Raw genomic sequence first — 19,288 nt, 5'->3', positions numbered from 1 at the left:
AAGGGGCGGCGGCCCCCCGAGGCGACAGGACCCGGGAAAAACGACAGGCGCCCCGGGCCTTGTCGGCCCGGGGCGCCTGGGAAGTCGCTTGTCAGTTGCTCAAGCAGCACGACCATGGCAGCCGGACGGGCCGGATGCCATAGGTAAAGACGAAGGTCTGGTGCTTGCGCATGGGGGACAGTATGGCCCGCGGGCGGCGGCGGGGCCAGCGCGGGCCCGGGGCGGTTTCGGATGGTGAGACAAAAGCAAGCACCCGCGCCCCGGTAGAATCGACAAATACAGACCCCCTCCTCCACCGCCGGAAGGCCGCTCCCGTGTCAGCAGCACCCCCCGCCGCCCACGACAACACCGCGGAGCCGGTGCTCGTTGTCGACTTCGGCGCGCAGTACGCCCAGCTCATCGCCCGCCGTGTCCGCGAGGCGCGGGTCTACAGCGAGATCGTCCCGTCCACCATGCCGGTGGCCGAGATGCTCGCGAAGAACCCCAAGGCGATCATCCTGTCCGGCGGCCCCTCGTCGGTCTACGAAGAGGGCGCCCCGCGCCTCGACGACGCCCGCGGCCTGTTCGAGGCCGGTGTCCCGGTCTTCGGCATGTGCTACGGCTTCCAGCTGATGGCGGCCACCCTCGGCGGCACCGTCGACAACACCGGCGCGCGCGAGTACGGCCGTACGCCGCTGCACGTCACGAAGAACGGCTCCACGCTCTTCGAGGGCACGCCGGCGGAGCAGTCGGTGTGGATGTCGCACGGCGACGCCTGCTCGGCCGCCCCCGAGGGCTTCACGGTCACCGCGTCCACGGACGTCGTGCCCGTCGCCGCCTTCGAGAACGACGAGAAGAAGCTCTACGGCGTCCAGTACCACCCCGAGGTCATGCACTCGACGCACGGCCAGCTGGTCCTGGAGCACTTCCTGTACCGCGGCGCCGGCATCGAGCCGACGTGGACCACGGGCAATGTGATCGAGGAGCAGGTCGCCGCGATCCGCGAGCAGGTCGGCACCAAGCGCGCCATCTGCGGCCTGTCCGGCGGCGTGGACTCCGCCGTGGCCGCGGCCCTCGTCCAGAAGGCCATCGGCGACCAGCTCACCTGCGTCTACGTCGACCACGGCCTGATGCGCAAGGGCGAGACCGAGCAGGTCGAGAAGGACTTCGTCGCGGCCACGGGCGTCCAGCTCAAGGTCGTCGACGCCCAGGAGCGCTTCCTGAACGCCCTCGCCGGCGTCTCCGACCCGGAGACCAAGCGCAAGATCATCGGCCGGGAGTTCATCCGCGTCTTCGAGCAGGCCCAGGCCGAGATCGTGGCCGAGGCCGGCGCGGGCGGCGCGGACGTCGCCTTCCTGGTCCAGGGCACGCTCTACCCCGACGTGGTCGAGTCCGGTGGCGGCACCGGCACCGCCAACATCAAGTCGCACCACAACGTGGGCGGCCTCCCCGAGGACCTGGAGTTCGAGCTCGTCGAGCCGCTCCGCCAGCTCTTCAAGGACGAGGTCCGCATGGTCGGCCAGGAGCTCGGCCTGCCGGAGGAGATCGTCCAGCGCCAGCCCTTCCCGGGCCCGGGCCTCGGCATCCGCATCGTCGGCGAGGTGACGAAGGACCGCCTCGACCTGCTGCGCGAGGCCGACGCCATCGCCCGCGAGGAGCTCTCCGCGGCCGGTCTGGACCGCGAGATCTGGCAGTGCCCGGTCGTCCTGCTCGCGGACGTCCGCAGCGTCGGCGTCCAGGGCGACGGCCGCACCTACGGCCACCCGATCGTGCTCCGCCCGGTCTCCTCCGAGGACGCGATGACGGCCGACTGGTCGCGCCTGCCGTACGACGTCCTGTCGCGCATCTCGACCCGCATCACGAACGAGGTGGACGAGGTCAACCGCGTGGTCCTCGACATCACGAGCAAGCCGCCGGGGACGATCGAGTGGGAGTAGTCCTCCCTTGATCCGCACACCGGTGCCGCCGCCCATGCGTCTGGGCGGCGGCACCGGTGTTTTTGTGCCGTGTGCCGTGTGCCGTGTGCCGTGTGCTGAGCCGTGGGACGTCAGCGGGTGGGGGCTTCGGTAAAAGGGTGGCGCAATGACGAGACGAGACGTATCGTTTCAGTCCTGAGGTGAGTCCGTGACCCCCGGAAGGGAACCCGCCATGCCCCGAATTCCTAGCCGTACCCGTACCGTCGACGTCGCCCCCGGCGTACAGCTGTGGTCCGACGTGCGCGGGGCGGACGACGCGCCCCCGCTGCTGCTGATCATGGGCGCCCAGGCGTCCGGCCTGGCCTGGCCCGAGGAGTTCACCGACGCCCTCGCCGCCCGGCACCGGGTGATCCGTTACGACCACCGCGACGCCGGCCGCTCCACCTGGTCGTACGACGCGCAGCCCTACCGCATCACCGACCTCGCGGACGACGCCCTCGCCGTCCTGGACGCCCACGGCGTCGAGCGGGCCCACATCGTCGGCATGTCGCTCGGCGGCATGCTGGCCCAGCTGCTGCTCGCCGACCACCCGGACCGCATCCTCAGCGCCACCCTCATCGGCACGTGCGCGCTGAGCGGCAAGCCGCTCGTCGAGGCCGACGGCACCGAGACCGCCGCCGCCGACCTGCCCGGCATCGACCCCCGCGTCCTGGAGATGTGGGCACAGCCCGTGGAGGACCACGGTCCGGAGGCCGAGCTCGACCGGCGCGTGGCGCACTGGCGGCTCCTCAGCGGCGAGGAACTGCCCTTCCACGCCGACGAGATGCGCGAGCGCGAGCGGCGGATCATCGAGCACGCGGGGCGCTACGACGTCTCGACCGCCCACGGTCGCGCCGATCACACCGGCATGGACCGTACGGAGCAGCTGGCGCGCAACACCGTCCCCACGCTGGTGACCGACGCCTCCGCCGAGCCCGTCTTCCCGCCGCCGCACCCCCGTCACATCGCCCAAGTGATCGGCAACGCCCGGACCGTGGCGATGCCGGGCATGGGGCACGCGCTGCCGCGCGAGCGCCTGCAGCCGCTGGCCGGGGCGATCCTGGAGCACGCGGCGGCCGCGGAGCGCGGATGATCCGTCGTGCCGAACCCCTGTTCTCCTGATGTACCCGGCAGTAGCTTCCGTTCCGTACCGCAACGGAGCAGAGGAGTGCCGATCGTGCCGCAGACGCCGCCCGGGTCCGGATCCGTGTCCGCCCCCGGCCCCGCCCCCGTTCCTGTTCCCGTTCCTGTTCCTACGGATCAGCTGCAGTTCGCGATGCCGCCGAAGCACGAGACCGCCGAGGAGGAGCGGCGCCACCGCAAGGAGCGGCTCGCGGCGGCGCTGCGGCTCTTCGGGAGGTTCGGCTTCGAGGAAGGGGTCGCGGGCCACATCACCGCGCGCGACCCGGAGTTCACGGACCACTTCTGGGTCAACCCGTTCGGGATGTCGTTCAAGCACATCACCGTGAGCGACCTGATCATGGTCAACCACCAGGGGCAGGTCGTCGAGGGCCGCCACCACGTCAACCAGGCGGCGTTCGCGATCCATTCGCAGGTCCACAAGGCACGGCCGGACGTCGTCGCCGCCGCGCACAGCCACTCCACGTACGGGCGGGCGCTGTCCGCGCTGGGGGAGCTGCTGGAGCCGATCACGCAGGACGTGTGCGCCTTCTACGAGGACCACGCGCTCTTCGACGACTACACGGGCGTCGTGGTGGACGAGGAGGAGGGGCGCCGGATCGCCACCGCCCTGGGGCCGCACAAGGCGGTCGTCCTGCGCAACCACGGGCTGCTGACCGTGGGGGACTCGGTGGACGCGGCCGCGTGGTGGTTCATCACCATGGAGCGCTCCTGCCAGGTGCAGCTCGTGGCGAAGGCCGCGGGGAAGCCCGTCCTCATCGACCAGGCCAGCGCCCGGCACACGCGTGACCAGCTCGGCAACGACCTGGCGGCGTGGATCAACTACCAGCCGCTGTACCAGCAGATCACGCGGAGCGAGCCGGAGCTGCTGGGCTGATCGCCACCGGTCCGGCTTGGCTCGGCTTGGCCTGACCTGGCTGGCTGGCCGACCGGGTTCGCCGTTTCGCCGGGGAGGGGGCCGACCCCCTCCTGCCGGCGGGGTCGCTCGTCCTTCCGGGCGCCGTTTGGGGGCATTCGCCCTGCTTACGATGGAGGGAAGCCGGGGCGTGGCCGCCTCGGCTCCGTCATGCCCGGAGGGCCCGCCGGCCCCGGAAGATCAGAACCTGGTAGGAGAACCATGCGCCGCCTCTCCCGTTGCGTCGGGCTGTCCGCCGCCCTGGCCCTGGCCGGTTCGGCCGTCACCGGCTGCGGCGGGGGCGCGGAGGCGGAGGGGAAGCCGGGCGGGAAGGCGCCCTCGGCCTCCGTGCCGGCGGCGGGGTCCGCCGCTCCCTCCCCGGCGCCGGTGACGGAGAAGCCCGCGCCGCCCGCGAAGATGCTGCCCGGTGCCGCGCGGACCGTCCGGCCCGAGATAGCCCCCGCCAACGGCGAGAAGGTCGGCGTCGGCCAGCCCATCTCCCTGGTCTTCAAGCAGCAGAAGGTCTCCCGGGAACTGCGCGCGGGCATCGAGGGCCGGCTGAAGGTCTCCACCTCGCCGCAGGTCCCCGGCGCCTGGCACTGGAACGAGACCAAGGGCGACACCCGCGTCCACTTCCGCCCCGAGAAGTTCTGGCCCGCGGGCACCAAGGTGACCCTCGACGCCCGGCTGGCCGGCGTGCAGCTCGCCGGGGGCACGGCCGCGTCCGGCGACCGCACGGTGTCCTTCACCATCGGCGACTCGATGGTCAGCACCGTCGACCTCAAGGCCCGCAAGATGACCGTCGTGCGCAACGGCGAGACGCTGCGCACCATCCCGGTCAGCGGCGGCGACGAGAGCAAGGGCTTCGGCACCCGCGAGGGGATCAAGACGATCCTCGCCAAGGAGGGCCGCGTCGTCATGGACTCGCTCTCCATCGGCATTCCGCGCAACCACCCCGACGGCTTCTACGGCTCGTACGACTACAGCATGCGCGAGACGGTCAGCGGCGAGTACGTGCACGCGGCGCCGGACAACGCCGAGTCGTTCGGCAAGGAGAACGTCAGCCACGGCTGCATCGGCATGTCGACGGCCGATGCGAAGTGGCTGTACGGGCTGAGCCTCAAGGGCGACGTCGTGCGCGTCACCGGCAGTACGAAGCCGAAGCCGATGGACCGTTTCGGCAACGGCTACGGCGACTGGAACCTCAGCTGGCAGGAGTGGCTGGAGGGCAGCGCGCTGGGGATCCGCACCGGCGCCTGACCTCCGAACCGTCCTTGCCCGTCCTTGCCCGTCCTCGCCTGACCTTGAATCCATCCTCGGTACCCAGGTTTATCCACAGGGGTGAACGCGTTCCGCCTCCCGTCCGTATGGTTCGGAGGACGACCAGGACGGACAGACCTAAAAGGCGAGGAACGGAGAGGCGGCGGACGCCATGGCATTCATCGGGCGCGGTAAGCAGGGGGAGAGCGCGCAGTACGCACTGCTGCCGCTGCGCATCTTCCTCGGCATCACCTTCATTTACGCGGGCCTCGACAAGCTCACGGACTCCGGATTCCTGGCCGCCAGCGGGCCCGGCTCGATCGGTGAGCTGATGCGTACGGTCCGCGGCTCGTCCGCCGTTCCGGGCCTGGTCGACCTGGCCCTGAAGAACCCGGAGGGGTTTGGCTACGCGATGGGCCTGGGTGAATTCGCGGTGGGCGTAGGCACCCTCTTCGGCATATTCGCGCGCGTCGCCGCGGCGGGCGGCGCGCTCATCTCCCTCAGCCTGTGGCTGACGGTCAGCTGGCAGGCCACCCCGTACTACTACGGCAACGACCTGATCTACCTGATGGCGTGGCTGCCACTGGTGGTGGCGGGGGCGCCGGTGTGGTCGGTGGACGTGGGCCCGCTCCGGCCGGTGCGCAAACGGTCCGGCAAGTCACCGGCCAGGCGGCCCCGTAAGTCACCGGCCAAGACGGCGACCAAGGCGGCGGCTAAGGCACCGGCCAAGCCGTCCGGTAAGCCGGCGAGCAAGCCCGCGGCCAAGCCGGCCGGAAAGCCCACCGGCAAGTCTCCCGGCCGACCGTCCGGCCGGAACGGCAAGTAGAACTCCGGGAATTCGGGACGGCCGGTCAGGAAGAAATGTCCGCCGCAACGGCGCTCCGCCCCCACGGCGAGTGTCCGGCGGAATACCGGCCCACCGAAACCGGTGCGTGTCGGCAACCGCCGGAGGCTACCGGCGGCGCCGGATCGCGAAGGCCACCGACGACACCACCCCCGCGAGGCAGAACCCCGCCACCAGCACGGGCAGCAACGCATACGAAGGGAAGTGCAGATCTCCGCGGGCCGCCCCGAGATACGCGGCCGCGCACCCCAGCAGGACGAGCCCGACGACCAGCTTCCCCGGCTCGAAGTCATGACGACGCACGGTCCACCTCCACCTGGCCGATGCCGGCCTTGAGCCTGATCTCCAGCGTGCCGCGCGAGGGCTTCCCGGCCCGCGGCTCCAGCGTCACGTGCTCCTTCTGTCCCGGGCGCACGTCGACGTCGTCGCGCGCCTCGCCGGGGAGGCGGATGTCGCCCACACCGACGTCCATCGTGATCCGGGCCCTGACGTCGTCCGGGAGGACCAGCTTGAGCTGCCCCGCGCCGACCTCCGCGCGGGTGGTGACCGTGCTGCCGGGCTGCCACGGCAGGCCGGTGAGGTCGAGGACGCCCACGCCGCTGCCCACCCGGTACTCGTCGCGGACGGCGGCGACGGTGTCCGGGTGCCAGGTGGAGTGCGTCCACTGGGTGGAGACCGACTTCGGCAGGGCGGCCGCGCCCGCCAGCAGGGCGGCGGTGAGGACCGCCGCGACGACCGTGCCGCCGCCGGTGCGGCCGTAGCGGGAGCTGACGGCCATGCCGAGGCCGAAGACGGCGAGCGCGCAGGCCAGGCCCGTCTCCAGGCAGGTGCCGAGCGGCTGGTGGCGCCAGCTGAGGCCGGCGCCGAGGGAGAAGGCGAGGACGGCCGCCAGGAACGTCCAGCCGCCGAGCGGCGTGCCGGCGCGCACGGGGCGGATCCTGACCGGGGCCGGCTCCTCCTCTGCCCGGGGGCCGTCGTCTGGACCCCACAGATAGCCGGTGTCGGCGCCTATCGGGCCCGTCGTGCCGTCCTTGATGATCGGGTCCCGCCACCAGGAGGGGCCGCCGGGGGCCGGCGGCGCCTTGGTCTCGGGCGGGGGCGCCGCCGTCTTCTGCGCCTTGTGCTGCGCCGCGGACTCGGCGTCCCGGCCCGCGGGCTCATGGCGGTGGTGCGACCAGTAGGCCGCGCCGGCCATCGCGGCCGTCAGCATCAGCGCGAAGGACATCACCACGCTGTTGTTGAGCATCGACAGGAACAGGCCGCAGCCCACCAGCGCGCACAGCACCGCCGTGAGCGCCGGGCCCTCGACGCGGCCCGAGAGCATCCGCCGGGCCTCGTTCTCCTCCTCGGCCTCCAGGGGGATCAGCAGCCACGCGAAGCCGTAGAGGATCAGGCCCAGGCCGCCGGAGACCGCCAGCACGCCGAGCACCACCCGGAAGATCACGGGGTCGACGTCGAAGTAGCGGCCGAGGCCGCCGCACACGCCGGAGATCACCTTCTGATCACGGCTGCGCCGCAGCGGCGGCCGGGCGTCCCGCGGATCGCCGTGAACCGGACCCGCCTGATGCGCGTCCTCGGTGGTGGGTGTGTCGGTCATACAGAACATGGTGTCAACCGGAACGCGCTTGTGGCACACCCCGCAACCCTGGCCGTTCCCTGAGATCGCCCCTGAGAAGGTGCCGTATATCGTGACGCGACACAGCACAGCAGGGGAACCGGAGGGCTTCGGGGTGGATGGGTCAGTGTCCGGGCAGGCGGTGTCCGGGCCGCGGCCGGACCACGGCCGGCTGGTCGCCGGGCGGTACCGCCTCGTCGACCGGATAGGCCGCGGCGGCATGGGCACGGTCTGGCGCGCCCAGGACGAGCTGCTCGACCGCCAGGTCGCACTCAAGCAACTGCACGTCTCGCCGTACCTGGACGACGACGAGCTCGCCACGCTCTACGAGCGCACCCGCCGCGAGGCCCGCAGCGCCGCCCGCATCACCCATCCCAACGTGGTGGTCGTCCACGACGTCGTCGACGATCACGGCCTGCCCTGCATCGTCATGGAGTACGTGCCCTCCAGGACCCTCGGCGACGTCCTCAAGCACGGGACCGTCACCCCGGAGGAAGCCGCCCGCATAGGCCGCGGCATGATCGCGGCGCTCCGGGCCGCCCACGCGGCCGGGGTGCTGCACCGCGACGTGAAGCCGGGCAACGTGCTGCTCGGCGACGACGGCCGGGTCGTCCTCACCGACTTCGGCATCGCCCAGTCCACCGGCACCTCCACCCTCACCAAGACCGGCGAGATGGTCGGCTCGATCGACTACATCGCGCCCGAGCGCGTCAAGGGCGCCAAGCCCGGGCCCGCCTCCGACCTGTGGGCGCTCGGCGCGACGCTCTACCAGGCCCTGGAGGGCCGGCCGCCGTTCCGCAAGGACACGGCCGTCGAGACGGCGTACGCGATCGCCATGGACCCCCTGGAGCCGCCGCGCAACGCGGGCGAGCTCACCCGGCTCATCGAGACCCTCCTCGCCAAGGACCCGGCCGTGCGGCCCCCGGCCGAGCTGGCCGAGCAGATCCTGCGCGAGCCGGCGGCCGAGCCGGACACGGCGCACATACCCGCCGTCGAGTCCCGGCCCGCCGCCCCCGCGGCCACGCCCTGGGCCGACGAGACCGGCCGCGCCACCACGGCGGCCGCCCCGGCTTCCCCTTCCCGCCCCGCGGCCCCCACTGCTCCCGCTGCCCCCACCGAGCGGCCGGCGCCCGCCGAGACAGTCGTCTCCACCACTTCGGCCACTGCCCCCGCACCTGCCGTGCCTGTCCCCGCCACCCCCGCGGGCACCACCCGCAACCGCCGCCCCGTCCTGTGGAGCGCCCTGGCCCTCGTCACCGTCGCGGGCCTCGCGGGCGGCGCGTACTTCCTGGGCTTCGGGGACGACGAGGGCGACGACGCCACCACGCGCACCGAGGCCGGCCGGGACGCCTCCGCGCACCCCGGTGAGAAGGCGAGCAAGGCCCCCGAGCCCCCGCCGAGCCCGTCGCCCGTGCCCCGCGGCTACCACCTGTTCGAGGACAAGCAGCGCGGCGTGGCCTTCCCCGTACCGGACGGCTGGAAGCGCGAGAAGGTGCCCGGTACCGACGAGATCGTCCACGTCGACCCGTCCGGACTGGTCAGCCTGCGCGTCTCCGTCCTCGACCTCGCGAGCTCCGACCCGCTCCAGCACTGGAAGAACGACGAGGCCAAGTCCGTCAAGGAAGGCAAGCTGCCCGGCTACCACCAACTGCGCATGGAGGGCACGGTCTACCGGGGGATGCCGGCCGCGATCTGGGAGTTCAGCTTCCAGGGCCGGGCCCGCGAGTTCCAGGCGGCCGACCTCGGCTTCGGGCGGCCGGGCGAGAAGGAGTACGCCATCTACCTCTCGGCGCCGAAGGCCGACTGGAAGAAGCACAGCCCCGTCTTCGACGCGGTGCGCGACGGCTTCCGGCCCGCCGCCCACTAGGGGTCCCGTCAGGGAGGAACCCTGATGCCGCGGCCCCCGCGGACATGTGACGATCAGTACATGACCGTCCCGTCCCGTACGCAGCACCTCGACGGCCCGCCGCTGCGCAAGCTCTACCGCAGCGCCGAGGGCCGCATGTTCGGCGGTGTCGCGCGCGGGCTCGCCGGGCACCTGGGCCTGCCGGTGTCCTGGGTGCGGCTCGTCTTCGTCGCGCTGCTGCTGGCCCAGGGCATGGGCGCCGTGCTCTACGCGGTGTTCTGGTTCGTGGTGCCGCTCGGCGTGGGCGGTGTCGAGGCCCCCCGCCCGGTGGCCGCCGAGACGGCCCCCGACGGCCGCCGGCGCCTCTTCGCCCGCAAGCCCGACCGCGGGCAGGTCGTCGCGCTCGCCGCCCTGGTCATCGGCGCCGCGATCTTCGCGGACAACCTCCACCTCGGCCGCGCCAACGCCTACGTCTGGCCGCTGCTGCTGAGCGGCGCCGGCGTCGCCCTCGTGTGGCGCCAGGCCGACAACGCCCGCCGGGCGCACTGGATGGAGGTCGGCCGCAGCAAGCGGGTCCTGCCGCTCGCGCGCGGCGCGGCCGGAGTCGCGCTCGCCGCCGCGGGCGTGACGGGCATCGTCGTCCTCCAGGGCTCCGCCGAGCACCTCGGCACCGTGCTGCAGGCGTCGCTGGCCGTGCTGGTCGGCATAGCGCTGCTGGCCGGTCCCTCCCTCGTCCGCATGACCCAGGACCTCTCCGCCGAGCGCACCATGCGCATCCGGGCCCAGGAGCGCGCCGAGGTCGCGGCCCACGTCCACGACTCCGTCCTGCACACCCTCACCCTGATCCAGCGCAACGCCGAGGACGCCCGCGAGGTCGCGCGCCTGGCCCGGGCCCAGGAGCGCGAGCTGCGCGCCTGGCTCTACAAGCCGGAGGGCCGCGGGAAGGACGAGGCCGAGCAGCCCGACACCCTGGCCGAGGCCGTCAAGGCCACCGCCGCCGAGGTCGAGGACTACCACGGCGTGCCCATAGAGGTGGTCGTCGTCGGCGACTGCCCGCTGGACGAGCGCCTCGCCGCCCAGCTGCAGGCCGCCCGTGAGGCCATGGTCAACGCCGCCAAGTACGGTGGCGACGGCGGCGCCGTCCAGGTGTACGCCGAGGTCGAGGGGCGTACGGTCTTTCTCTCCGTGCGCGACCGCGGCCCCGGCTTCGACCCGGACGCGGTGCCGGACGACCGCATGGGCGTCCGCGAATCCATCATCGGCCGGATGCAGCGCAACGGCGGCACGGCCCGGCTGCGGTCCGTGCCCGGTGGGGGAACCGAAGTGGAGCTGGAAATGGAGAGGGCGGAGAACGCGTCATGACGACCGAAGAGACGGTGCAGCGCCACGCACGGGTCGTGCTGGTGGACGACCACCGCATGTTCCGTACGGGCGTGCAGGCCGAGATCGGGGCCACCGACCGGACGGGCGTCGAGGTCGTCGGCGAGGCCGCCGACGTCGACCAGGCGGTCACCGTCATCACCGCCACCCGCCCCGAGGTCGTCCTCCTCGACGTCCACCTGCCCGGCGGCGGCGGGGTCGAGGTGCTGCGCCGCTGCGCCTCCCTGATGGCCGACGCCGAGCGGCCGGTGCGCTTCCTCGCGCTGTCCGTCTCCGACGCCGCCGAGGACGTCATCGGCGTCATCCGCGGCGGCGCCCGCGGCTACGTCACCAAGACCATCACCGGCACGGACCTGGTCGACGCGATCTTCCGGGTCAAGGACGGCGACGCCGTCTTCTCGCCGCGGCTGGCCGGCTTCGTCCTCGACGCCTTCGCCTCCACCGACGCCCCGCCCGTCGACGAGGACCTCGACCGGCTCACCCAGCGCGAGCGCGAGGTGCTGCGCCTGATCGCCCGCGGCTATGCGTACAAGGAGATCGCCAAGCAGCTCTTCATCTCGGTGAAGACGGTCGAGTCGCACGTCTCGGCGGTGCTGCGCAAGCTCCAGCTCTCCAACCGCCACGAGCTCACCCGCTGGGCGACGGCGCGCCGCCTGGTCTGACCCCGCCCCGGCGGCCGGTCCCACCGGCCCCGGACCCCGGCTTCCGGCCCGAATTCGGATAAGCCCCGCCCCGGCCGGGGGCGGGGCGGAACCCCTCCGGCTCCCCGGCCATCTTGAACGGGCGAGAGGCTCTCACGCACGCAGGGCCCCGGCCCCGCGCGGGGCCCGAGATCCGAAACGAGAGCCCGATGAGCCTGACGGGGACCCCCTTCCTCCTCACCACGGTCGTGCTGGTCGTGGTGGCCCTCGCCCTGCCCCTCGCCCTGTGGGGGCGGGTCGGCGGCCCCAAGCTCGTACGGCAGGCGACGCGGCTGCTCATGCTGCTGTTCGCCCAGGTCACGGCCATCGTCATGGTGTTCGTGATCGTCAACAACGCCAACGGCCTCTTCGACAACTGGGCCGACCTCCTCGGCACCGGCGACCACGTCCGGGCCGCGGCCGACCTCGGCCCCGACGGCACCGGCGGCAAGAACGTCGACGAGGCGCCCAAGCAGCCGCAGAAGTTCAAGCCCGCCTCCGACAAGCGGATGGGCCCCGGCGTCCAGGAGACCGACTTCAAGGGCCACATATCGGGCGTCGAGGGCGAGGTGTACGTCTGGCTGCCGCCGCAGTACGACGACCCCGCGTACAAGGACAAGAAGTTCCCCGTGGTCGAGGTCCTGCCGGGCTTCCCGGGCTCGGCGAAGGCCTGGTTCGGCACGCTGGAGGTCAACACCCAGCTCAAGCCGATGATGGAGAAGGGCGAGGTCGAGCCCTTCATCATCGTGGCGCCCCGCACCACCCTCCTCGGCGACGTGGACACCGGCTGCGCCAACATCCCCGGCAAGGTCAACGCGGACACCTGGCTGAGCGTCGACGTCCGCAAGATGGTCGTGGACACCTTCCGCGCGGAGGAGAAGCCGGACGGCTGGGCCGTCGCGGGCTACTCGGCCGGCGCGCACTGCGCCACCAAGCTGGCCGTCGCCCACCCCGACCGCTACCGCGCCGGCGTGAGCCTCTCCGGCTACAACGACCCCTCCGGCGAGCCCGCCTCGCTGACGGCCAAGACGCCCGAGCTGCGCGACGAGAACAACCCGCTGAAGATGCTCCAGCGCGCCAAGACGCCGCCGCACGTGGCGCTGTTCGTCTCCGGCGCGGAGGGCGACGGCTACCAGGCCGGCCTGGGCCTCAAGCAGGCGGCCAAGCCGCCGACGACCGTGCAGGTGACGAAGGTCCCCGCGGGCGCGGGCGGCCACGGCACGGCCGTGTGGAAGCGGCAGGTCCCGGACGTCTTCCGCTGGCTGTCCCGGCAGATCAAGCCGTAGGCCCCGGCGGGCCCGCACGGCTGCGGTGGGCACGGTTCCGCCCGCCGGGAGAAGCAGCCGTCACACCGGCCGGGACGCCCCCGCGAACGGCATTTCGTCGACCGGCGCGACCCGTACCGGCGCGCCCGGGTGCGGGGCGTGGATCATCTTGCCGCCGCCGATGTAGAGGCCGACGTGGCTGATGCCGGAGTAGAAGAACACCAGGTCGCCGGGGGCGAGGGCGCTCCTGGAGATCCGCCGGCCCGCGTTGATCTGCGTGTACGTGGTGCGCGGCAGGGAGACGCCGGCCGCCTGCCAGGCGGCCTGGGTGAGGCCCGAGCAGTCGAAGGCGGCGGGGCCGGTCGCCCCCCACACGTAGGGCTTGCCGAGCGCGGAGTACGCGAAGGCCACCGCCCGCGCGGCCCGCTCGGTGGGCGCCTGCAGAGCGTTCTGCACGCCATCCCGCAGGGCGTCCCCCAGGCCGTCCCGCGGGTCCGAGCGGTCGGCCCGGGCGGCCGTAGCGCCGTGCACCGCGCCCGGGGCGTCCCCGCGCTCCACGGCGGCCCGCTCCTCGTCCGGCAGCTCGGCCAGCACCCGGCGGGCCTCGGCGAGCTTGCCCTCGACCTCGTGCTTGTGCCGGGCGAGGCCGGCCTGCTCGTGCTTGAGCTCCGCGAGGCGGGTGCCGGCGGCCTCGCGGACCTGCTGCAGCTCCCGCGCGTCGCGCTCATACCGGCCGACGGCGGCGGCCTGCCTGCTGCCCGCCTGGCCGGCCAGCGCGGCCCGCTCCAGGTACTGCCCGGGGGAGGAGGACAGGATCAGCTGCACGCTCGCCGGCATCCCGCCCTCGCGGTACTGGGCGGCGGCGTAGGAGCCGAGGGCGTTGCGGGCGGCGTTGAGCTGCTCGGCCTTCCGGGCGGCGCGGTCCCGCAGCCCTTCGAGGGCGGCCTCGGCACGGTCGGCCTTCTCCTTGGCGCCGTTGTAGCGCTCGGTGGCCTCCTCGGCCTCCCGGTAGTACCGGTCGGCCTGGGATCTGAGCTGGGCCGCGGAGGGCGGGGGAGCGGCGTGTGCGGTGCCGTCGAAGGCCGTGACGGTGGCGGCGCCCGCGAGGGCGAGTCCGGCCGCGGTCCGTACGGTGCTGCTGGTGAACGGGTGCTGCCTGGGCTTGCGGTGCGTTGCTGCCACGCCGGCCGTCACTTCCTTCCAGACCTGCTGTTCCTGCTCCCGTCCGCGGGACCCGGTGGCCGCCGCCGGACGGAGCCCGGCGGCGGCCCGCCACGAGGGGGGAGAGTGCGGGCCGCCGCCGTCTGCGCCAGGACGCTATTCCGCAGGGTCACGCTCCAGAACGCACATGACCGGTAGTGGATGAAATCGATCAGCATGCACTGGCCGGTGATCATCTCCGCCCGGTCCGCGCGGATGGATATATGCCGTGCCTGACCGAAGTGGCGATTGCGCCCCACCTGCCTGCCGGTGGGTGATATGGCCCCGGCTAGGGTCGGGCCCCATGGACGTACTCATTCACGCCGTCGTCGGCCTGCACATCGTCGGCATCGGTGCCCTGCTCGGCGGCTTCATGACCCAGATGAAGGCCATGGGCAAGGGCGAGGCCCGCATGGTGCCCGCCATGCTGCACGGCGCGCTGACCATGCTCGTCACGGGCGTGGCGCTGGTCGGCCTCAACCAGGCGCAGGACCACACGCTGAACATGGTCAAGATCGGCACCAAGCTGGCGCTGCTCGTCGTCATCCTCGGCCTCGTCTACGTCAAGCGCGACGACGAGAAGGTCCCGGCCCCGGTCTTCGGCACGGTGGGCGCGCTGACGGTGGCCAACATCTTCATCGCGGTGATGTGGGTCTGACGCAGCCGTGATGCGGGCCTCCGCCGCCGCCCGGCCGGGCGGCGGCGGAGGCCCGTGCTGTGGGTCCCGCCACTGTCGCCCGGAATGCGGGGCCGGGTGTCAGTGGGGCGGCCTAGACTCGGGAGGCGATGAGCAGCCTCTTTGACGACAGCTTCCTGGCGGACCTCGGCCCCGCGGACGAGGAGCACCCCCCGCCCCCGGAGGACGCGGCCCCGGAGCCCCTGCCGGACGACCTCTTCCAGGGCGCGTTCGACGTGCCCGTCCCCCGCGAGGCCTACTACCGCGACGGCGCCCACCGCCCCGTCGTGGACCCGGCCGCCCTGCTGGAGGGGATGAACGAACAGCAGCGCGCCGCCGTGGTGCACACGGGCTCCCCGCTGCTCATCGTCGCCGGCGCCGGCTCGGGCAAGACGCGGGTGCTCACCCACCGCATCGCCCACCTGCTGGGCGCCCGGCACGTGCACCCCGGCCAGATCCTCGCGATCACCTTCACCAACAAGGCCGCGGGCGAGATGAAGGAGCGCGTCGAGCAGCTCGTCGGCCCCCGCGCCAACGCCATGTGGGTCATGACGTTCCACAGCGCGTGCGTGCGGATCCTGCGCCGCGAGAGCAAGAAGCTCGGCTTCACGTCGTCGTTCTCGATCTACGACGCCGCCGACTCCAAGCGGCTCATGGCGCTCGTCTGCCGGGACCTCGACCTCGACCCGAAGAAGTTCCCGCCGAAGTCCTTCAGCGCGAAGATCTCCAACCTCAAGAACGAGCTCATCGACGAGGAGGCCTTCGCCGCGCAGGCCGCGGACGGTTTCGAGAAGACGCTCGCCGAGGCGTACGCGATGTACCAGTCGCGGCTGCGCGAGGCCAACGCCCTCGACTTCGACGACATCATCATGACGACGGTCCACCTGCTGCAGGCCTTCCCCGACGTGGCCGAGCACTACCGCCGCCGCTTCCGGCACGTCCTGGTCGACGAGTACCAGGACACCAACCACGCGCAGTACACCCTCGTGCGCGAGCTCGTCGGCACCGCGGAGTCGGCGCCCGAGGAGGGCCCCGCCGAGCTGTGCGTCGTCGGTGACGCCGACCAGTCGATCTACGCCTTCCGCGGCGCCACCATCCGCAACATCCTCCAGTTCGAAGAGGACTACCCCGACGCCACGACGATCCTGCTGGAGCAGAACTACCGCTCCACGCAGACGATCCTCAACGCCGCCAACGCGGTCATCGAGCGCAACGAGAGCCGCCGCCCGAAGAACCTGTGGACCGAGGCCGGCGCCGGCCCCGCCATCACCGGCTACGTCGCCGACACCGAGCACGACGAGGCCCAGTTCGTCGCCGACGAGATCGACCGCCTCACGGACGCCGGCGACGCCAAGGCCGGGGACGTGGCCGTCTTCTACCGGACCAACGCCCAGTCCCGCGTCTTCGAAGAGATCTTCATCCGCGTCGGCCTGCCCTACAAGGTCGTCGGCGGCGTGCGCTTCTACGAGCGCAAGGAGGTCCGGGACGTCCTGGCCTACCTGCGCGTCCTCGCCAACCCCGAGGACACCGTCCCGCTGCGCCGCATCCTCAACGTGCCCAAGCGCGGCATCGGCGAGCGCGCCGAAGCCATGATCGACGCCCTGTCGCTGCGCGAGAAGATCAGCTTCTCGCAGGCGCTGCGCCGCGTCGACGAGGCCTACGGCATGGCCGCCCGCTCGGCGAACGCGGTCAAGCGCTTCAACGTCCTCATGGAGGAGCTCCGCACGATCGCCGAGTCGGGCGCCGGCCCGGCCACGGTGCTGGAGGCCGTGCTGGAGCGCACCGGCTATCTCGCCGAGCTCCAGGCCTCCACCGACCCCCAGGACGAGACCCGCGTGGAGAACCTGCAGGAGCTCGCGGCCGTGGCCCTCGAGTTCGAGCAGGAGCGCGAGGAGGGCGAGCCGGGCACGCTGGCCGAGTTCCTGGAGAAGGTCGCCCTCGTCGCCGACTCCGACCAGATCCCCGACGAGGACACCGAGGGCACCGGCGTCATCACGCTGATGACCCTGCACACCGCGAAGGGCCTGGAGTTCCCCGTCGTCTTCCTCACGGGCATGGAGGACGGCGTCTTCCCGCACATGCGGGCCCTCGGCCAGACCAAGGAGCTGGAGGAGGAGCGGCGCCTCGCCTACGTGGGCATCACCCGCGCCCGCGAGCGGCTGTTCCTGACGCGCGCGAGCATGCGCAGCGCCTGGGGCCAGCCCGCCTACAACCCTCCGTCGCGCTTCCTGGAGGAGATCCCCGACCAGTACGTGCAGTGGCGGCGCACGGGTCCTGCGAAGCCGTCCGCGTCGGTGAACGCGATCGGATCGGGGGGCTCCGGCGGTTCGGGCGGCGGCCTGGGCTCCGGGATCACGTCGGGATTCACGACGCGCAAGGCCGGACCGAGCGGGTTCGCCACGCGCCGTGCCAAGGACCGGCCGGTGGTGGCCCTGGCCGTGGGCGACCGCGTCACGCACGACTCGTTCGGGCTCGGCACCGTCGTCGCCGTCAAGGGCAGCGGTGACAATGCCGAGGCCACGGTCGACTTCGGCGAGGAGAAGCCGAAGCGGCTGCTCCTGCGCTACGCACCGGTCGAGAAGCTGTAGCCCTTCCGGCGGACCGCCACTGCGGCGGGGGTCCGGCGGAAGGTGCGGGTCCGCCCCCGGCGGGGCCGGGGGCCCGGGCCTACGTCGGGTCGAAGCCGTGCGCCCGGAGCCACGGGAGCGGGTCGACGGCCGAGCCGCCGGGCCGCACCTCGAAGTGCAGGTGCGGACCGGTGGAGTTGCCGGAGTTGCCGGAGTAGGCGATGACGTCCCCGGCCTTGACCTGGCCGGACCGGAGCTTGGTGCTGCTCAGGTGGCAGTACCAGGTCTCGACGCCGTCGGGCGACGTCACTATGGCCATGTTCCCGTAGGCCACGTTGTACTGCGTGCGGACCGTGCCGTCCGTGGCCGCCATGACGGGCGTGCCGTAGGCGACGGGGAAGTCGATGCCGGTGTGCACCGACATCCAGTTGACGCCGGCCTGGCCGTAGTAGGCGCTCAGACCGTGCTGCGTCACGGGGAGGGAGTACTTCGGCCGCTCGGCCTCCTTGCGGGCCGCTTCCTCCGCTTTACGTTTCTTCTCCTCTTCCTGGCGTGCCTTCAGGTCGAGGCGCTCCTGCGTGCGGTTGGCACGGCTGGCGAAGTCGTCGGCGCCGTGGCTGAGGCTCGCGAGCTGGGTGTCCAGCTTGCTGTTGGCCATGGCCGGCGCGGGCGCGCTGTCCGGGGTGGAAGCGGCCTGGGGCTTGGCGTCGCTCTGCCCGCCGGAGACCGTCGCGGCGGCGATGCCGGCGACTCCTATGACGGCGGCCGAGGGCACGGCGATGGTCAGCAGGGCCTTGCGGCGCGGGCGGTACGAGGAGCGGGCCGGGGCGCTCTTGCGGCGGCCGGCCCGGGAACGGGCGTCGCCGCTGCGGCCGTCGCGGCCGTGCCCGTCGCGGCCGTGCCCGTCGCGGCCGTGCCCGTCGCGGCCGTGGGCGCGCGCCTCACCGGGGGCGTCGTCGCCGGGCCCCGCTTCGTCGCCGTCGCGGGCGGGCGGCACGAACAGCATGGCCTGCGTCTCGGCGTTCGCGACGGCGCCGGCGGGGGAGAGGCCTTCGTGGCTCTGCGGGCCCGAGTCCTCCGCTGCTCCCGCTGCTCCCGCTGCTCCTGCCGATGCCTGCGATCCCGCCGCCTCCATCGCCTGGATGCCGGAGAGGTCGGTCATGAGGGTCGGGGCGTGCTGGGGTTCACCGGCCGCGGGGCCCGGGGCGGCGTCCATGGCGGCGTACGCGCTGGTGTCCCAGGTCTGCGTCTGCCCGGCGCCGGTGTCCCACTGGTTCCCGGCGCCCGAGGTGTCCCACTGCCCTGAGCCGCCCGAGGTGTCCCACTGCCCGCCCGAGGTGTCCCAGTGGCCGGACGCCTGGCCGGTGGTGCCGGTCTGACCGGCGCCCGTGTCCCAGGCGGCTGCCGGGGAGGAGAACTGCCCGGTGCCGTTCGCGTCCCAGCCATGGCCGGGGAACTCGGTCTGCCCGGTCATCTCCCAGTGGCCCGAGGTGTCGTAGGCACCGTCCGCGCCCCAGGCGCTCGGCGTCATGGCGCTCGTGTCCCACTGGCCCGTGGGGGGAGTCGCGATGGCGCCGGACGTGTCCCACTGGCCGGTGGCGTCGGGCTGCCCGGAGCCGTCCATGGCGGTGTAGGCGCTGAAGTCCCAGATCTGGGTCTGGCCGGTGACGCCCCACTGACTGGTGGTGTTGCTCCCCCAGGTCTCGTCCGGGTGCTGCCCCCAGCCCGTGGTCTCCCACTGACCGCTGTCATGGCCGTCGTACCCGGTGTAGTTGTGCGGTGCGCTCTGCTGACCGTACGACGCGTAGTGCCCGTAGGAGCCATCCTGAGCGGGGACGGACGGGTTGGGGCCCGCCGCCGGGTGACGGTCGTTCACCACCACTTCTCTTTCGCCGAGGGAGGAGAATTAGCGGCGACTGTACCCGGCGGTACGGGACGGCGACAATCTTCGTCACGTTTCGGGCGGCAGGGGTCCGGGCATTTAGC

The 19,288-nt window shown here is 72.5% G+C and carries 14 protein-coding genes and 1 pseudogene; 11 read left to right on the top strand and 4 right to left on the bottom strand.

The window, feature by feature from the left end:
• Window positions 1-314 precede the first annotated feature (314 nt).
• From guaA to ACFZCD_RS17840, 5 genes and pseudogenes are all read left to right on the top strand, one after another.
• Window positions 315-1,916: a glutamine-hydrolyzing GMP synthase gene (guaA, locus tag ACFZCD_RS17860; protein WP_391831781.1), complete on the top strand. Its 1,602-nt coding sequence runs from the start codon at window positions 315-317 to the stop codon at window positions 1,914-1,916.
• 211 nt (window positions 1,917-2,127) lie between these two features.
• On the top strand, window positions 2,128-3,027 hold the full coding sequence (locus ACFZCD_RS17855) for an alpha/beta fold hydrolase (protein WP_391831779.1): 900 nt from the start codon (window positions 2,128-2,130) through the stop codon (window positions 3,025-3,027).
• Between the two features lie 114 nt (window positions 3,028-3,141).
• Window positions 3,142-3,951 (top strand): class II aldolase/adducin family protein, encoded by an 810-nt coding sequence (locus ACFZCD_RS17850; RefSeq protein WP_391832252.1) that lies wholly within the window; start codon window positions 3,142-3,144, stop codon window positions 3,949-3,951.
• 240 nt (window positions 3,952-4,191) lie between these two features.
• The gene (locus ACFZCD_RS17845; RefSeq protein WP_391831777.1) at window positions 4,192-5,229 is read left to right on the top strand and encodes an Ig-like domain-containing protein; all 1,038 of its coding nucleotides are present in this window, start codon (window positions 4,192-4,194) and stop codon (window positions 5,227-5,229) included.
• Window positions 5,230-5,401: 172 nt separating this feature from the next.
• Window positions 5,402-5,878: pseudogene (locus tag ACFZCD_RS17840) on the top strand (DoxX family protein); the annotation flags it as partial.
• A 303-nt stretch (window positions 5,879-6,181) separates the two neighbouring features.
• Here ACFZCD_RS17840 and ACFZCD_RS17835 read toward each other — a convergent pair.
• Together ACFZCD_RS17835 and ACFZCD_RS17830 are read right to left on the bottom strand one after the other, a co-directional pair.
• Window positions 6,182-6,376 (bottom strand): hypothetical protein, encoded by a 195-nt coding sequence (locus ACFZCD_RS17835; protein ID WP_391831775.1) that lies wholly within the window; start codon window positions 6,374-6,376, stop codon window positions 6,182-6,184.
• Window positions 6,363-7,670 carry a PspC domain-containing protein gene (locus ACFZCD_RS17830; protein WP_391831773.1) on the bottom strand — a complete coding sequence of 436 codons (1,308 nt, stop codon included), beginning with the start codon at window positions 7,668-7,670 and terminating at the stop codon, window positions 6,363-6,365. Before ACFZCD_RS17830 ends, ACFZCD_RS17835 begins: the two co-directional genes overlap by 14 nt.
• Window positions 7,671-7,815: 145 nt before the next feature.
• Between ACFZCD_RS17830 and ACFZCD_RS17825 the strand changes: the two genes are divergently transcribed.
• The 4 genes from ACFZCD_RS17825 (at window position 7,816) to ACFZCD_RS17810 (ending at window position 12,880) form a co-directional block, all read left to right on the top strand.
• Window positions 7,816-9,555: a serine/threonine-protein kinase gene (locus ACFZCD_RS17825; protein WP_391831771.1), complete on the top strand. Its 1,740-nt coding sequence runs from the start codon at window positions 7,816-7,818 to the stop codon at window positions 9,553-9,555.
• Window positions 9,556-9,615: 60 nt separating this feature from the next.
• Window positions 9,616-10,896: a PspC domain-containing protein gene (locus ACFZCD_RS17820; RefSeq protein WP_391831769.1), complete on the top strand. Its 1,281-nt coding sequence runs from the start codon at window positions 9,616-9,618 to the stop codon at window positions 10,894-10,896.
• Entirely contained in the window at window positions 10,893-11,576 is a 684-nt protein-coding gene (locus ACFZCD_RS17815; protein WP_391831767.1) for a LuxR C-terminal-related transcriptional regulator, read from the top strand. Before ACFZCD_RS17820 ends, ACFZCD_RS17815 begins: the two co-directional genes overlap by 4 nt.
• A 188-nt stretch (window positions 11,577-11,764) precedes the next feature.
• Window positions 11,765-12,880: an alpha/beta hydrolase gene (locus ACFZCD_RS17810; RefSeq protein WP_391831765.1), complete on the top strand. Its 1,116-nt coding sequence runs from the start codon at window positions 11,765-11,767 to the stop codon at window positions 12,878-12,880.
• A 60-nt stretch (window positions 12,881-12,940) separates the two neighbouring features.
• On the opposite strand, the gene ACFZCD_RS17805 is transcribed toward ACFZCD_RS17810, so the two are convergent.
• Entirely contained in the window at window positions 12,941-14,053 is a 1,113-nt protein-coding gene (locus ACFZCD_RS17805; protein WP_391831763.1) for an NlpC/P60 family protein, read from the bottom strand.
• 310 nt (window positions 14,054-14,363) lie between these two features.
• Between ACFZCD_RS17805 and ACFZCD_RS17800 the strand changes: the two genes are divergently transcribed.
• Together ACFZCD_RS17800 and pcrA are read left to right on the top strand one after the other, a co-directional pair.
• Window positions 14,364-14,717, top strand: a complete 354-nt coding sequence (locus ACFZCD_RS17800) for a hypothetical protein (RefSeq protein WP_391831761.1) — start codon at window positions 14,364-14,366, stop codon at window positions 14,715-14,717.
• A 128-nt stretch (window positions 14,718-14,845) separates the two neighbouring features.
• Window positions 14,846-17,323, top strand: coding sequence for a DNA helicase PcrA (gene pcrA, locus ACFZCD_RS17795; protein ID WP_391831759.1), 2,478 nt, complete (start codon window positions 14,846-14,848; stop codon window positions 17,321-17,323).
• A 79-nt stretch (window positions 17,324-17,402) separates the two neighbouring features.
• Here pcrA and ACFZCD_RS17790 read toward each other — a convergent pair whose 3' ends face one another.
• Window positions 17,403-19,181, bottom strand: a complete 1,779-nt coding sequence (locus tag ACFZCD_RS17790) for a peptidoglycan DD-metalloendopeptidase family protein (RefSeq protein WP_391831757.1) — start codon at window positions 19,179-19,181, stop codon at window positions 17,403-17,405.
• Window positions 19,182-19,288 lie beyond the last annotated feature (107 nt).

It is taken from the genome of Streptomyces sp. NPDC008001 (assembly GCF_042958085.1).
Lineage (GTDB): Bacteria > Actinomycetota > Actinomycetes > Streptomycetales > Streptomycetaceae > Streptomyces.
The sequence above is the reverse complement of the archived record's forward strand: the minus strand, read 5'-3'. Positions and strand labels throughout refer to the sequence as shown.

Bases quoted from the DNA above. Each gene is read 5' to 3' on its own strand.
- ACFZCD_RS17855 (WP_391831779.1), top strand. From the start codon at position 2,128: ATGCCCCGAATTCCTAGCCGTACCCGTACCGTCGACGTCGCCCCCGGC.
- ACFZCD_RS17845 (WP_391831777.1), top strand. From the start codon at position 4,192: ATGCGCCGCCTCTCCCGTTGCGTCGGGCTGTCCGCCGCCCTGGCCCTG.
- ACFZCD_RS17830 (WP_391831773.1), bottom strand. From the start codon at position 7,670: ATGACCGACACACCCACCACCGAGGACGCGCATCAGGCGGGTCCGGTT.
- ACFZCD_RS17820 (WP_391831769.1), top strand. From the start codon at position 9,616: ATGACCGTCCCGTCCCGTACGCAGCACCTCGACGGCCCGCCGCTGCGC.
- ACFZCD_RS17815 (WP_391831767.1), top strand. From the start codon at position 10,893: ATGACGACCGAAGAGACGGTGCAGCGCCACGCACGGGTCGTGCTGGTG.
- ACFZCD_RS17810 (WP_391831765.1), top strand. From the start codon at position 11,765: ATGAGCCTGACGGGGACCCCCTTCCTCCTCACCACGGTCGTGCTGGTC.
- ACFZCD_RS17800 (WP_391831761.1), top strand. From the start codon at position 14,364: ATGGACGTACTCATTCACGCCGTCGTCGGCCTGCACATCGTCGGCATC.
- pcrA (WP_391831759.1), top strand. From the start codon at position 14,846: ATGAGCAGCCTCTTTGACGACAGCTTCCTGGCGGACCTCGGCCCCGCG.